Origin of the sequence: Arthrobacter pullicola, assembly GCF_014836875.1 — a bacterium.
GTDB classification, from domain to species: Bacteria; Actinomycetota; Actinomycetes; order Actinomycetales; family Micrococcaceae; genus Arthrobacter_B; species Arthrobacter_B pullicola.
This window is the reverse complement of the sequence record NZ_JACSQC010000006.1, coordinates 93,532-107,955: the sequence shown is the minus strand read 5'-3', so window position 1 is coordinate 107,955 and position 14,424 is coordinate 93,532. Positions and strand designations below refer to the sequence as shown.

Sequence of the window (14,424 nt, the reverse complement as noted above, 5' to 3'; positions counted from 1 at the left end):
GCCGCTACTGAACCAGGCCCGAGCGGTGGGCGATCACAGCCAGTTCGGTGCGGTCCCTGGCCCCCAGCTTGCCCAGGATCCGGCTGACGTAGGTCCGCGAGGTTGCCGGGCTGATGAAGAGCACAGCCGCGATCTCCTGGTTGGTGTCACCGTGGCCAACCCGGACCAGGACGTCCAGTTCCCGGTCGCTGAGCAGGGACAGGCGGGGGTCTGGAACCGGCGGGCGCGGTCCGGCAGCGACAATTTCCAGCAGCCGTCCCACGACGGCGGGGGAGAGGAGTTTCTCCCCGTCCGCGGCCCGCCGCACCGCGTCGCGCAGCTCCGGACCGGGGGCATCCTTCATCAGATACCCGGCCGCACCCGCCCGGATGGCTTCCAGGACGTCCCTGTCGTCGTCGAATGTCGTCAGGATCAGCACGCGGGTGGCTGCCAGCGATTCGTCACTGCGGATCAGGCGGGTGGCCTCGATGCCGTCCATAACGGGCATCCGGATATCCATCAGGACAACGTCCGGGCGGTGCCGGGCGGCTGCTTCGAGGCCGCGGAGGCCGTCCGCGGCCTCGCCTGCCACGCTGATGTCCTGGCCGCTGGAGAGCAGCGTCCGCAGCCCCGCCCGGACCAGATCCTGATCATCAACCAGCACAACCGTAATCATCTTTCCTCCCGGGGCAGCCGTGCCGAGACCTCGAACCCCGCCGGTGTCCACTCCGCGGTGAAGCTGCCGCCAAGCGCCTCAAGCCGCTCCCGCAAACCCGCGAGTCCGTAGCCCTGCGCCGCAGCGCCGTCCCGTCCGCCGTCCGGGCGGCCCGCCTGGCTGTCCGCAGGGCTGCCCGCGGGGCTGCCCGCGGGCTGTGCCCTGCCGTTGTCCGCGATGCGGAGCCGGATGATCCCGCCGTCTTCGGTGAGGCTGATGCCGGCCTGTGTGGCATTGGAATGGCGGACGATGTTGGTTACTGATTCCTGCACAACCCGGTAGAGGACCCCCTGGAGCTGGGGGTGAAGCCGGGGCTGCAGGGTGTTCGTCAGCGTCACGGTGATCCCCGCCGCTTCCGCCGGGGCGACGGCGTTCCCCAGGGAGTCCAGGCTCGGCCCCCTGGGCGCCGGCGGCCCGCCGCGAAGGCCGGCAACGGTGCGCTTGAGCTCGGACGAGGCTTCCGCGGTGGTGGCGCGGATGACCTCCAGCGCCTGGCGCCGGGCACCGCCGTCGTGCTCCGGGGCCTCCCTGGCCACCTCGGAATGCAGCGAGATCACTGCCAGCCAGTGTCCCAGGGAGTCGTGCAGGTCCCGGGACACCGCGATGCGCTCTGCGGCAATCCGTTCCTCAGCATCGCGCCGGATCTGCCTGGCCGTCAGGTCCCGGATCCGGCTGGCCTGCCGCTGCAGCTGCCGCCGGGTGCGGACGCTGTCGCCCAGGGCGACGGCACCGGCGAGGATCAGCAGGTTCTGCGGCAGGTCATACCCCAGGACAAATGCGGCATCCTGGCCGCTTCCCAGCCGGTAGGTCACCGAGATGACGGCGACGGCGGCGGACCCGCCGATGGCGGCGGCCAGCCGGCCGCACTCGGCGGCGGAAAACACTGCCGCGGCAATGGGCACGGCCGTGCCGATGGCGGTCAGCCCTGATGCATAGTAGGCAACGAATCCCACAACGGACAGAGCCACGACAAGGGTCGGATACGTGCGGCGGACGAACATCAGTGCGCCGAACCCGGCCGCCCAAAGATAGGCCCAGCCGTCCGGGCGGGTGCCCTCGATATCGGCTGCGATGAAGGCGGCGAGCGTGAGTGAGACGCCCGCGGCGAGCAGGGCATCGTAGACCCAGGGGTCGGGTGCGGATCGGCTGCCCTGGCGGCGGACAGCCACGGACGCTGCCATGCCCCTATGGTACGGCTGGGCAGAGGCAGGTGGCAGAGGCAGGTGGCAGAGGCAGGTGGCAGAGGCAGGTGGCAGAGGCAGCGGCAGAGGCAGCGGCAGAGGCGGCGGCTGGGCAGGGACGTCCGGAAGATGGTGACGTCCGGAAGGGATGGGGCGTCCGGAAGCGACGGTGCTGATCGCCTTCGGACGCAGCGGCGAACGTCCGCAGGCAGGGGCGGCGCAGCCGCGCGGCGGGTACCTTCGACACCAGCGGCAGAATCTTATGAGTTTGACGGGTTGGAGGCGGGACCGTGCGCGCAACGATCATCGGCGGAGGAATCGGCGGGCTGGCGCTGGCGCTCGCCCTGCTGCGGAACGGCTGGGAGGTAGAAGTCAGGGAACGGTCCGCGGACCTGCCCTCCGGCGGCACCGGCCTGGGGATGTGGCCGGAGGCAATGGCGGCCCTGGACTCCCTCGGGGTAGGGGACGCGGTGCGAAAACAATCGGTGCACTGTGCAGGCGGGGCGCTCCTTCGGGCCGATGGCACCATCATCGCCGGGCTGGGAGCCGAACGCAGCGCCCACCTGGTTGCCCGGAACACGCTGCTCCGCACCCTGTACGCGGCGCTTCCGCCGGAAGCCGTCAGGTGGAACAGCCCGTATTCCCCGGAGCAGGGCTTTCCCGGCGGAGACCTGCTGGTCGGTGCTGACGGAATCCACAGTTCGGTCCGGAGCGCCGTCTTACCCGGGGTGGGGCCGCGGAAGCTCGGAACCACGGCATTCCGCGGCGTGATTGCCGGCCGCGTCGGAACGGTCTCCGAGACCTGGACGCGGGGCGGCCTGTTTGGGATTACCCCCGCCGGTGGCAACGGCATCAACTGGTTTGCTGCCCTGCGCTCGGAACTGGTCCCGGCCGGGGACCACCTGGACTCCGCCGGGTTCCTGCGGCGCTTCTTCGACGGGGCGCATCCGGCGGTGCGCGCCGTCGTGGACACCCTCACACCGGACCGGATCGACCGCCGAACCCTCCTCGATGTACAGCTGACGGGTTCCTACGTGAGTGGGCGGACCGTCCTGATTGGCGACGCCGCGCATGCCATGGCCCCGAACCTGGGGCGCGGTGCCTGCGAAACCCTGCTGGACGCCGTCGCGCTCGCGGATGCCCTGGCCGGTAGCCAGGACCTGGACTCCGGACTGCGGCAGTTCGACCGCGTCCGCCGCCCGGTGGGCCGCCGGATGGTGCGGCTGGCCCGGGTGCTGAACCGTGCGGCGACCGCTAAGCATCTGCTGCCCGTGCGGAACGGGCTGGTCTCAGCGGCCGCCCGGTTCGGTGCTTGAACCCCCTGGACGAGTCGGCTAATCCGCGGTTGGGGCAGTATTTGCGACGGCGGCACCGCCGTCCTGCCCCAACCCGGCTTCATACACGCAGCGCCCGCCGACGACGGTGCGCAGGACCTTTGTATCCAGCAGCACTGACGGGTCCTCCGCCGCGAGGACATCCGTGTCGAGGACGATGAAGTCTGCGTAAAGCCCTGCGGCCAGCCGGCCGAGCTCGTGCTCGGCGCCGCACGTCCAGGCGGAATCGCGGGTGGCGTGTTCGATCGACTCGGCGAGTGGCAGCGCGAATTCCGGCACGTTCGTTCCGGCCGCGGCATCCAGCGCCGAGGCACGGGTGGCGGCCACGTACATATTCGGCAGCGGGGTGTGCGGCGACGTCGGAGAATCGGTGCCGAACGCCAGGCAGCCACCGGCTTCCGTGATCCAGGGCCAGGGAAAGCCACGGTCCACGCGGCCGTCGTCGAGCTTGGCACGCCAGTTGCTGCCAATGGCGGGATCAGCGTGGACGGGCTGCATGCTTGCCGTGATGCCTAACGCGGCGAGGCGGTCGACGTCGGCCCGGTCCACGAGCTCCAGATGCTCGATCCGGTGCCGGCGTTCGCGGGGGCCGTTAACGGCAACCGCATGTTCGACCGCGCTGATGGCGATCCGCACGGCTTCATCCCCGATGGCATGCATGGCGACCTTCAGCCCAGCGGCATCAGCAGCAGCCACGACCGGGGCCAGCTCGGCCAGGCTCCAGACGGGTTCGGCATTGGACCCGTCGGCATAGGGAGCTCCGAGCACCGCCGTGCACCCGTCGATGGTTCCGTCGATGACCACTTTGATGCCCACCACCCGCAGGAACGCTGACCGGTGTTCGGCGGCAAGTTCGGCCGCCCGCTGGACCTGGGCGATGTTCTGCTCAAGGACGCCGGTGTTGTTCAGCCGCCAGTAGGCAATGAGCCTGCTGGTGAGCGTCCCATCCTTCTGAGCCTGTGTGAACGTCTGAAGATCCGTCTCGTTGAATCCCATATCGCATGCCGTGGTTACGCCGCTTTGGCGGTAGGCCTGCTGGACGGCGGCGATACTGGCCAGATGGTCATCCCCGCTGGCCTGCGCGTCGAGGAAGGGGAGCACGATGTTGTAGAACGCGTTTTCATCAATGTAGCCCGTGGCGTGACCTTCGGAATTCCGTTTAATGGTGCCGCCGAGGGGGTTCTCTGTGGAATCGGTGATCCCCATCTCCGCCAGCGCCGCCGAGTTGACCCAGACGGAGTGGAAGTCATAGGCCAGTGCGTAGACGGGTTTGCCGGGCAGGGCTGCGTCGAGCATCCCGGCGTCCGGAACACCGCCGGGAATGGCACCGTGAGCCCACCCGGTGGCCATGATCCGGGCTGATCCGGGGTGGTCAGCGTCCCACTTCCGGATGCGCTGCTGGATCTCCTCCACGGACTCCGCACCCCAGAGGCTGACCTGCCCAAGTGCTTCGCCGGTGCCGATCACATGGGCATGGCCGTCGACGAAGCCGGGAAGAACCAGCCGGCCGCCCAGATCAATCCTCTCCGGGTCTGCGGCAAGACGCTCAGCCGTGACAGAGTCGCCGACGTAGAGAATCCGTTCGTCCTGGACGACCATGGCCTCGGCCCAGCGCCGGGCGCCGGAGGTAAAGATGCGGGCGTTGGTATAAAGCTGCGTGGTCACGCGGTAACTTCCTTCAGGCGGGGATTGGGACGGGGATTAGGCGGGGACTTTAGCGGTGAGGACCTGCGGACGCCGTCCGGCCGCGGCCATGCGCGTCCAGAGGACGTAGACGGTCGAAGTAACGAGCAGGGCGACGGGGACGGAGAGGTCGATGTTGCCCATGGCCGCGGACAGCGGGCCGGTGTAGAGGCTGCTGTTGAGGAACAGCGAGGCGGAAACGGCACCGAGCACCGCGGCGAGCATGCCGGGGATGTTCCAGCCGCCGGTGTACCAGAAGGGTCCGCCTGGACGCTCCTGAAAGAGGTCGGTGCCGTTGTAGCGGTTACGGCGGAGGATGACGTCCGTGGCGAAGATCGCCATGGTTGGACCGGAGATGAGGATCAGCAGCTGAAGCAGCAGGTTGACTGCCTCAAGCAGGCTCGTGGACATCATGAGATAGATGGTCAGGGCTGTGCCGATCCCGCCGACCACCACGGCTGAGGGGATGCGCCGGATCGGGACGCCGATGGACTGGAAAGCCATGCTCGCGGTGTAGGTGGTCATACCGTTGAGCGAGATCGTGTTGATGATGACGCCGGCCACGAAGAGGGGTCCGAGCCAGGCAGGCAGCATGGCAAGGAGTGCAGATTCGATGCCGAGCTCCATGGCCGCTGCATCGATTCCGGTGGCGAGCAGGGCGCCCACGGAGGTGAAGAAGATGCCGGGCAGCATTCCGCCCAGGGCCGTGGCCGCGATGATGGAAGCGGCCTTGGTGGAGCGTGGCAGGTAGCGTGCCATGTCCGGGCTGTTGGAGAAGGACAAGGGGCCGGAAGCAAGGATGGCAAATCCGACGGTCACCGCAGACCACAGCGGCAGGCCTTGCAGGGGTTCTGCCGGTGCGTAGCTCCAATTGACGCTGGGCAGGATGAAGAACGTCACCAGGAGGAAGATGAGCAGCAGGACTGTGGCCACCACGGGATAAACGCGCAGGATCAGGTTATGGCCATAGACGGCGACCAGGACGGTGACCGCCGCGACGACGATCGTGATGACCACGGGTCCGAGGACCGGATCCGTGAAACCGGCCCGGGCCAGCAGCTCGGCACCCATAAAGGACGCCGCCAGCCAGTTCAGTGCCAGGAAGACGGCGGAGATGAACCAGCCGTAGAAGGCGACGATCACTTTGTTGCCGCGGATTCCGTATATCGCGCGGGTGATGACTGACCCGGAGGTTCCTGCCGCGGGACCGCTGATGGCCACCAGCCCCACCAGGATCCAGAGGAGGTTGGCGGTGACGATCACGGCGAATACCTGCCACAGCTCCATCCCCAGGATGACAAGGGAGGCGCCAATAGTCAGGTTCAGGACGCTGACGCTCGGGGCCGCCCAGACCGAAAAGAGGCCGCGGGCACGGCCGTGCCGTTCGGAGTCTTCGATCAGTTCGATCCCGCGGATCTCGGGGTGGGTCAATGGCTCAGACGGGTTGACGGTGTCAGCCAGGTGGGACTCAGGCATCGCTGTTCCTCTCGGGGCGGGTTCGGCCCACGGAGGCTGGCCGTCGAACCCGATTGCTGTTGGTCGAGTGGCCAACAGTGATATTGGTCACTAATCCAATAGACTCGGCGGCATGCTGTCAAATCCCACGCCGCGGGTCAGGAAACATCCGGACGCGCGAAGGGCTGAAATCCTCGCTGCGGCGGCATCCATTGCGCTCGCCGATGGCTTGGAGGGCATTACGCTGCGCGCGGTTGCTGCGCGGCTGGGGGTCCGGCCCGGACTGATCAGCCACTACTATCCGGCGGCGGAGGACCTGGTGGTCGCCGCCTTCGCCCGTGCCGTCTCAGATGAACGGGAGGACCTGTTTCCAGATGAAGGTGATCCATTCACCAGGGTGGCCTGTTTGATCTCGCGTAATGAAGGGGAAAGGTGGAGGGAGCTGTCACAGCTCTGGTTGAACGCCCGCCACCTTTGCCGTTTCAGCCCTGCCCTGGCGGAGGCTGTGCAGGTCCAGGAGGAGGTGACCCATAGGCGCCTAGTCCTGCTTATCGAGGACGGCGTCGCCGCCGGGAATTTCACGGTGGCCGATCCTGGGGTGGCCAGCAGCAGGATTCTTGCCGCCATTGACGGTGTTGGAACCTACGTCAATAATTCCGCACCCCATGGGGATGAGGGCATTGCTCATTTTGTCTCGGATGTCGCCGAATGGACCCTCGGCATCCCGGCGGGGGAGCTCTGTGCCGCCGTGACTCGAGAGCAGGGCGGCTGAGTCCATTTCCTGCGCGAAGCATGCGCGGGCCCCTTGCGATCCAACTACTCAGCGTTACTATGTACTGGTAGTCATTATTACTAAGTAGCAAGGAGTCTCCGATGGGCAAGCAGGCGACGGAGATGCTCAAGGGCGTCCTGGAAGGCATAGTCCTGGCAATCCTGTCCGGCCGCCCGGCCTACGGTTATGAGATCACCGGATGGCTGCGGGACCAGGGGTTCACCGGCATTGCGGAAGGCACTATCTACGCGCTGCTCATCCGGATCGAGCAGCGCGGACTCGTGGACGTCGAGAAGGTTCCGTCCGAAAAAGGCCCGCCGCGGAAGGTGTATTCCCTGAACGCGGAGGGGGAGGACTCTCTCAACGAATTCTGGAGGACCTGGAGCTTCCTCGCAGAACGTCTGGAACAGCTCCACCGAGGAGATAAGTGACCATGTTGATCGAGAAGATAGTTGGCGACTTCGGCGACAAGCGCCGGTGGCGGGAATACAAGGCGCGGGTCAAGGCCCTGCCGGCCCCGTACCGCACGTCGGTCGAGGCATTTGAACGTTACCTGACCTACTTCGGTGCCATCAGCAACGGCAGCATCATGATGACGATGGTTGAGGATCTTGCCGACCTGTTCGAACGCGCCGCAGTGGATGGAACCCCCATCCGCGCCGTGGTGGGGGAAGACCCGGTGGAATTCGCGGAGACCTTTCTCCGGAACTACTCGGACGGTCAGTGGATCAATAAGGAGCGCGAACGCCTCATCAAAGCCATCGACGGCGCCGAAGAAGAAGGCCGGGGTCAAGGCCACAGTTGAAGGCCGACGCCGGAACTGCCGCCGGTGCCCAGGTCACGGGCGCCGGAACCGCCGGGCGCCCGGGCAGCAGTGATCCGCTGCCGCGGGCGCCGAAGCTCAAGTGGCGGGCCGCTGGGGCAAGCGGGCTACTGGAAGGCGGCGCGGCCCTGCGTGGCTGAGGTGCCCAGATCGCTCTTGGGCAGCTCGACGCCGGATTCCACGGCCTTGGCCCAGTCGCTGGTGGCCGCGACGGCAGCAAAGTTCGAATGCAGCAGCACCAGCAGTGCTTCATGTACCTGCTGCGCGCTGACCTGGCCCATCTCATTCGCCAAGTGGATCGCCCCGCTCGCGTCGGAGAGGATTTCCACGGTGAAGCCCAGCGGTTCTGCCGCCGCAGTAGTAGCCAAGTCGCAGTTGTTGGTCATGTACCCAACCAAGGTGACCGTGCCGATCTGGTTCTCCCGGAGCCAGGCTTCGAAGTCGGTTCCAGCGAAGACGCTCGCATAGGTCTTCACAATGTGCTTCCACGAGTCATTGCGCCGGGCAGCGATCTCCGGGTGAAGGTCCCAGCCGTGGGACCCGGCTGCAAACACCGGGGAACCGGCGGGAGTCTCATGCTGGACGACGGCGATGGGCAGCCCTTGTTCTTCGGCCACCTCGATGGCCCGCAGAATGTTGGCCAGGGATTCGTTGCGGTCCGGGTACTGAATTTCAAGGGGACCGGCGAAGTACTCATTCTGCACGTCCACAATTACGAGCGCGCGGCGTAGGTCAGTCATAACAAGCCTCAATTCCTTAGGTGAAAATCTGTTGATTTACTGGTGATCCCAGCTTTGCAGGGCCCGTCCCGGTAGAGTGAGTGGCGTATATGCACACTTTCGATGGAAATGGGCCACGTTGAAGATTGCCATCCACGCCTTCGACGGCATGACGATGTTCCATCTGGCGACCCCGCTGCTCGTATTCGGCGAGGTGGCGCGCCTTGGCCTTGCCCCGGAGTGGGAAACCGGCTTGTTCGCCGAGGAGGGCCAGCCCATCCGCAGTGCGGAAGGATATCTGGTTGACGGAGTTGCCGGGCTCGAAGCGGCCCAGGACGCAGACGTCGTGGTGTTTCCCTCCTGGCTGTCCGATCTCCCCGATCCGTCAGATGAGCTGCTGCAGCTGATCCGCCAGGCCCACGGGCGGGGAGCCGCCGTCGTCGGACTGTGCCTGGGTGCGTATCCGGTCGCTGGAAGCGGTGTGCTCGACGGGCGCACGGCGGTGACGCATTGGGAGGCAGCTTCGAAGATGGCGGCAGCTCTGCCAGCCGTTCGGTTCGACGCTTCCGCACTGTATATCGATCACGGAGACGTTCTCACGTCGGCTGGAACCGCCGCGGCGCTGGACGCCTGCCTGCATCTTGTCCGCAGGCAGCTGGGCTCTGCCGTGGCTGTCGACGTCGCGCGCCACATTGTGGTGGCCCCGCACCGGGAGGGTGGCCAGGCGCAGTACATTGCCCGCCCGCTGCAGGATCCCGAGCTCGACGGACCGCTGGGCAGGACCATCGACTGGGCGCTGGCAAACCTGGATCAGGACCTCGAGGTGGAAAGCCTCGCGGCGCATGCCAACATGAGCAAGCGGAACTTTACCCGCAGGTTTAAAGAGGTCACCGGTTTCTCACCGGCGCGCTGGGTGCTCGGGCGACGGCTGGATGACTCCCGCCAGCTGCTGGAAACCACTACCTGGAGCGTTGCGCGCATTGCCGAGGCCTGCGGGTTTGGCAGCCCGGTCACCTTCCGGCAGAACTTCATCTCCGCCTATTCCACTACCCCGACCTCGTACCGGAGCCGATTCACCAGCCGCTGAGCCCGCTTCTTCGGACTTTTGGCTCGCCCGGAGTCTTCAGCCTGCCGGGCCTTCTATTTTGCGGGAGTCTTCTCCAGTTTGCGGGCGTAGGACCGGTTGGCCCGCTGCCGTGCTCCGCACCGCTCGGAGCACCACTGCCGCCTCGCGTGCGTGCGGACCATGAACCGGTCGCACGGTGCGGCTGCGCATCGCGCGATGCGCCCGGCGTCGGGCCCGGTCAGCAGGACGGCAGCGTCCTCGGCAATCTGTGCCATGGCATGGGCAACAATCTGGCTGAGCGGATGGGTGTAGCCCCGAACCAGGCCTGCTCCCGGAGAATAGTGCAGCGGCGCCGCGCTGGGCACTGCGGTCAGCGCATGGTTGAGGCCAGCCAGTGCCTCCGGTGCGGGAACGGTGCCTTCGGTATGGGACCGAAGTACCTCCCGGAGCTGTTCCCTCAGGCCTGCGAGCTGATTCTGGCAGTAAGAGAGCAGTCCGGTTCCTTCCGGGGCAAGCCCGTGCCCGATAAGCCAGGCCGTGGCGTTTTCCGGACTGTTCAGCTCATCAACCCGCTGCTCGCCTGGAAGGGTGACGATGCTGTTGGCCAGCGCCAAGCTCAGGTGCTCGGCTGTTCCCGGAGCCGGAGGAAGTGGGACGTTTGTCATAGTACTCACGGTATCAGTTGCACTTTGCCGTGAGAACCTCCTAGAGTGAATCTCACGTTAAAGATTTACTTATACCGTGATACGTGAGGTAGTTCATGAACCATCCCAGCCCGTCCGGCACCGCCCCCTTCGTGCTCTCGGTCCTCGACAACGGCTTCACCGGCGTCGGTCACACCGTCAACGAGACCTACAGCGAGGTCATCTCGCTGGCGAAGCTGGCAGACCGCCGCGGCTTCCAGCGTTTCTGGATGTCCGAACACCACGCCATGCCCGGTGCCGCCATTCCGTCCCCGCTCTTGATGGCGGCCCGGCTCACCGGAGAAACCGAACGCATTCGGCTTGGCGCGGGCGGAATCATGCTGCCCAATCATGTGCCGCTGGTCATCGCTGAGCAGGTGGGCATGCTGGATGCGCTGGCTCCCGGGCGCATCGACCTCGGCCTGGGCCGGGCACCGGGCACCGACGGCGCCACGGCAGCGGCTCTGCGCCGCCACGCCTCCGCCAACGACGAATTCCCCGAACAGATTGCCGAGCTGGTCGGATTCCTGGAGAACGACTTCCCGCAGGGCCACCCTTATGCAGGTGTGCCGGCCGTACCGGGCCCCTGGCAGGCCGACGAGAACCGGGTGCCGCGTCCCGAGACGGCGGCCGACGTCTGGATCCTCGGATCCTCGGTGTACTCCGCTCAGGTTGCGGCGCGGCTGGGCCGCCCGTATGCGTTCGCCCTGCAGTTCGGCAGTGCCGACATCCTCAATGCCATGCGGATCTACCGTGAGAATTTCCGTCCCTCGGTGTACCTGGACAAGCCCTACAGCCTGGTGAGCATCGGTGCCATTGCTGACGAGGATCCGGCAGAGGCACGCCGCCAGGCCACCTCCACCGCCATGGCCATGCTGCGCATGTTCACTCGCAAGCCCTTTGCTCTGCTGCCCCCCGAAGAAGTTGCGGCCTACCGCCCCAACATGCAGGAACGGCAGATCCTTGAGGAATACACCGACCGCACGATCCACGGCACCCCCGCGGAAGTGGCAGCCAGCTTGGAGGATCTGCAGCGCCAGACCGGTGTCAATGAAGTCATGCTCGTTACCGGCGGGTACCTGCGCAGCGCTCAGGCGCAGACCCTGGAACTGCTGGCGGACCACTACAGCATGCCGACGGCCTAACGTGCGCCCCGCCGGTTCCGAGACTGATGAACAAAGAGATGGAAGTTTTGTGGAGATAACGAAGAACTCAGTTCCCGGAACCGGCGTTGACCGGCTGCCGCCTCAGGGGCAGGGCCTGGGCTATCACGAGCTCAACGCCATGCTGAACCTGTACGGCAAGGACGGCGAGATTCAGTTCGAGGCGGACCGCGCTGCGGCGCGCCAGTACTTCCTGCAGCACGTGAATGAGAACACCATGCACTTTGACACTCTTGATGAGAAGTTGAAGTACCTGGTGGGCCACGGCTACTACGAGCGGGAAACCCTTGACCGGTACTCGATGGACTTCATCCGCGGGCTGTACCGGCGCGCCGAAGGTCAGGACTTCCGTTTCGAGACGTTCCTGGGCGCCTTCAAGTTCTACACCTCCTACACGCTGAAGACCTTTGACGGCCAGCGGTATCTGGAGCGTTTCGAGGACCGGGTCTGCATGACGGCCCTGCACCTGGGCGGCGGCGACGAGAAGCTGGCCGTGCAGATGATGGACGAGATCCTCAGCGGCCGCTTCCAGCCCGCCACCCCCACCTTCCTGAACGCGGGCAAGGCCCAGCGCGGCGAGCTTGTGTCCTGCTTCCTGCTGCGGTTTGAGGACAATATGGAGTCGATCGGACGGTCGATCAACTCCGCCCTGCAGCTGTCCAAGCGCGGCGGCGGAGTCGGCCTGTCGCTGACCAATGTCAGGGAGGTGGGCGCCCCGATCAAGCAGATCGAGAACCAGTCCTCCGGCGTCATTCCCGTGATGAAGCTCCTCGAGGATTCCTTCTCCTACGCCAACCAGCTCGGTGCCCGCCAGGGCGCCGGTGCCGTGTACCTGCACGCACACCACCCGGACATTCACCGGTTCCTGGACACCAAGCGGGAAAACGCCGATGAGAAGATCCGCATCAAGACCCTCTCCCTCGGCGTCGTTGTCCCCGACATCACCTTCGAGCTGGCCAAGCGGGATGAGGACATGTACCTGTTCTCCCCGTACGACGTCGAAAAGGTCTACGGCATGCCGTTCTCCGACATCTCGGTCACCGAGAAGTACTACGAGATGGTGGACGATTCCCGGATCAAGAAGACCAAGATCAAGGCCCGTGACTTCTTCCAGACGCTGGCCGAAATCCAGTTCGAGTCCGGCTACCCGTACATCATGTTCGAAGACACGGTGAACAGGGCGAACCCGATTCAGGGACGGATTTCCATGTCCAATCTGTGCTCGGAGATCCTCCAGGTTTCGACGCCGTCGCGCTACAACGATGACCTCAGCTATTCGAACGTGGGCAGGGACATCTCCTGCAACCTGGGCTCCATGAACATTGCCAAGGCCATGGACGGCGGGAACCTGGCGGACACCATCGAGACGGCTGTCCGTGCGCTGACCGCGGTTTCGGATATGAGCCACATCGGTTCGGTGCCCTCCATCGTTGAGGGTAACGATGCCTCGCACGCCATCGGCCTGGGCCAGATGAACCTGCACGGCTACCTGGCCCGGGAGCGGGTGCACTACGGCTCCGAAGAGGGGCTGGATTTCACCAACATCTACTTCTACACCGTGGTTTACCACGCGCTGCGGTCCTCCAACCTGCTCTCCCTGGAGCGTCAGCAGACCTTTGAGGGGTTCGAGAATTCGCAGTACGCCAGCGGTGAGTTCTTCGACAAGTACGTGAACGAGGAATGGGTTCCCAAGACCCAGCGCGTGCGCGAGCTGTTCGAGGGCATCCACATTCCCACCCAGGCCGACTGGGCCGCGCTGCGCGCCTCGGTGATGGAACACGGGATCTACAACCAGAACCTGCAGGCCGTTCCGCCGACCGGATCGATCTCCTACATCAACAACTCCACCTCCTCCATCCACCCGGTGGCCGCGAAGATCGAGATTCGCAAGGAAGGCAAGCTCGGCCGGGTGTACTACCCGGCGCCCTACCTGACCAACGACAACCTGGAGTACTACCAGGATGCGTACGAAATCGGCTACGAGAAGATCGTCGACACCTACGCTGCCGCCACGCAGCACGTGGATCAGGGCCTGTCGCTGACGCTGTTCTTCAAGGACACCGCCACCACGCGCGACATCAACAAGGCGCAGATCTACGCCTGGCGCAAGGGCATCAAGACCATCTACTACATCCGTCTGCGCCAGCTCGCGCTTGAAGGCACCGAAGTGGAAAACTGCGTCTCCTGCATGCTCTAGCGGCATCCCTTACACCTCTCGTGAAGGAGAACCAATGACTCTGTCCACTACGACGAACACTGGGACCGAAGGAATCAGCTCCGAGCGGTACCGCGAGGTCATGCGGCATTATCCTTCCGGAGTTGCCGCCGTCGCCTCTTTGGATCCGGAGACCGGTGCACCGTGCGGTCTCATTGTCGGCACCCTGGCTTCCCTTTCGCTGGACCCAGCCCTGATCACGTTCAGTATTGACCGTGCTTCAGCAACGTGGCCCAAGATCTCCCGTTCGGGAAAGTTCACGGTCAGCCTGCTGGCGGAAGGGCAGCAGCACGTTGCCCGGGCTCTTTCCGGCAGGCGGGAGGACAAGTTCGCCGGCCTCGAGTGGAGTCTCTCTCCGCAGCGGACACCGCAGATCGACGGAGCCACGGGCTGGATCCACGCCACCATCAACCGCGAGGTGGACGGCGGCGACCATGTCCTGGTCATCGCCGACGTCGTGGGGATGAGTGCCTCCGGCGGCGGCAGGCCGATGATCTTCCACGGGGGAAGGCTTGGCGGTGTTGCCGAACCGGATCCGGGTCTGTCTGACCTGCTGCGACCCTGACAAGCCCCGGCACACGTTCCCACTCTATGTAACCTCATGTGGCAGATGAGGTCACACCAGTCACTCCACAC

General features: G+C 65.3%; 14 protein-coding genes. 8 read left to right on the top strand and 6 right to left on the bottom strand.

Going from position 1 to position 14,424, the window contains the following annotated elements; genetic code table 11:
- Positions 1 to 4: 4 nt before the first annotated feature.
- Both H9638_RS13280 and H9638_RS13275 read right to left on the bottom strand, forming a co-directional pair.
- Entirely contained in the window at positions 5 to 655 is a 651-nt protein-coding gene (locus H9638_RS13280; RefSeq protein ID WP_191748085.1) for a response regulator, read from the bottom strand.
- On the bottom strand, positions 652 to 1,875 hold the full coding sequence (locus H9638_RS13275; RefSeq protein ID WP_191748083.1) for a sensor histidine kinase: 1,224 nt from the start codon (positions 1,873 to 1,875) through the stop codon (positions 652 to 654). Before H9638_RS13275 ends, H9638_RS13280 begins: the two co-directional genes overlap by 4 nt.
- A gap of 290 nt (positions 1,876 to 2,165) precedes the next feature.
- Here H9638_RS13275 and H9638_RS13270 point away from each other — a divergent pair, with 290 nt between their 5' ends.
- Entirely contained in the window at positions 2,166 to 3,191 is a 1,026-nt protein-coding gene (locus H9638_RS13270; protein ID WP_191748081.1) for an FAD-dependent monooxygenase, read from the top strand.
- Between the two features lie 18 nt (positions 3,192 to 3,209).
- Here the strand turns inward: H9638_RS13270 and H9638_RS13265 are convergent, their stop codons facing one another.
- Complete coding sequence (locus H9638_RS13265) at positions 3,210 to 4,874, bottom strand: amidohydrolase (protein ID WP_191748079.1); 1,665 nt, start codon at positions 4,872 to 4,874, stop codon at positions 3,210 to 3,212.
- Positions 4,875 to 4,910: 36 nt separating this feature from the next.
- Positions 4,911 to 6,368 carry a purine-cytosine permease family protein gene (locus H9638_RS13260; protein ID WP_191748077.1) on the bottom strand — a complete coding sequence of 486 codons (1,458 nt, stop codon included), beginning with the start codon at positions 6,366 to 6,368 and terminating at the stop codon, positions 4,911 to 4,913.
- A 112-nt stretch (positions 6,369 to 6,480) separates the two neighbouring features.
- On the opposite strand from H9638_RS13260, the gene H9638_RS13255 reads away from it, so the two are divergent.
- The 3 genes from H9638_RS13255 to H9638_RS13245 all read left to right on the top strand — a co-directional run bounded on the left by H9638_RS13255 (position 6,481) and on the right by H9638_RS13245 (position 7,924).
- A complete protein-coding gene (locus H9638_RS13255; protein ID WP_191748075.1) occupies positions 6,481 to 7,119 on the top strand; it encodes a TetR/AcrR family transcriptional regulator in 639 nt (212 codons plus the stop codon).
- A 101-nt stretch (positions 7,120 to 7,220) separates the two neighbouring features.
- On the top strand, positions 7,221 to 7,550 hold the full coding sequence (locus H9638_RS13250; protein WP_191748073.1) for a PadR family transcriptional regulator: 330 nt from the start codon (positions 7,221 to 7,223) through the stop codon (positions 7,548 to 7,550).
- Positions 7,551 to 7,552: 2 nt separating this feature from the next.
- Positions 7,553 to 7,924, top strand: coding sequence for a DUF1048 domain-containing protein (locus H9638_RS13245; RefSeq protein WP_191748071.1), 372 nt, complete (start codon positions 7,553 to 7,555; stop codon positions 7,922 to 7,924).
- A 125-nt stretch (positions 7,925 to 8,049) separates the two neighbouring features.
- On the opposite strand, the gene H9638_RS13240 is transcribed toward H9638_RS13245, so the two are convergent.
- Positions 8,050 to 8,682, bottom strand: coding sequence for a cysteine hydrolase family protein (locus H9638_RS13240; protein WP_191748069.1), 633 nt, complete (start codon positions 8,680 to 8,682; stop codon positions 8,050 to 8,052).
- Positions 8,683 to 8,800: 118 nt separating this feature from the next.
- Between H9638_RS13240 and H9638_RS13235 the strand changes: the two genes are divergently transcribed.
- Positions 8,801 to 9,748, top strand: coding sequence for a GlxA family transcriptional regulator (locus H9638_RS13235; RefSeq protein ID WP_191748067.1), 948 nt, complete (start codon positions 8,801 to 8,803; stop codon positions 9,746 to 9,748).
- Between the two features lie 53 nt (positions 9,749 to 9,801).
- Here H9638_RS13235 and H9638_RS13230 read toward each other — a convergent pair whose 3' ends face one another.
- The gene (locus tag H9638_RS13230; RefSeq protein WP_191748065.1) at positions 9,802 to 10,392 is read right to left on the bottom strand and encodes a CGNR zinc finger domain-containing protein; all 591 of its coding nucleotides are present in this window, start codon (positions 10,390 to 10,392) and stop codon (positions 9,802 to 9,804) included.
- Between the two features lie 95 nt (positions 10,393 to 10,487).
- Between H9638_RS13230 and H9638_RS13225 the strand changes: the two genes are divergently transcribed.
- The 3 genes from H9638_RS13225 to H9638_RS13215 all read left to right on the top strand — a co-directional run bounded on the left by H9638_RS13225 (position 10,488) and on the right by H9638_RS13215 (position 14,353).
- Complete coding sequence (locus tag H9638_RS13225) at positions 10,488 to 11,555, top strand: LLM class flavin-dependent oxidoreductase (RefSeq protein WP_191748063.1); 1,068 nt, start codon at positions 10,488 to 10,490, stop codon at positions 11,553 to 11,555.
- Between the two features lie 94 nt (positions 11,556 to 11,649).
- Positions 11,650 to 13,770: a class 1b ribonucleoside-diphosphate reductase subunit alpha gene (gene nrdE / locus H9638_RS13220; protein WP_191748307.1), complete on the top strand. Its 2,121-nt coding sequence runs from the start codon at positions 11,650 to 11,652 to the stop codon at positions 13,768 to 13,770.
- Between the two features lie 34 nt (positions 13,771 to 13,804).
- Positions 13,805 to 14,353 carry a flavin reductase family protein gene (locus H9638_RS13215; protein ID WP_191748061.1) on the top strand — a complete coding sequence of 183 codons (549 nt, stop codon included), beginning with the start codon at positions 13,805 to 13,807 and terminating at the stop codon, positions 14,351 to 14,353.
- The last annotated feature ends 71 nt before the right edge of the window (positions 14,354 to 14,424 follow it).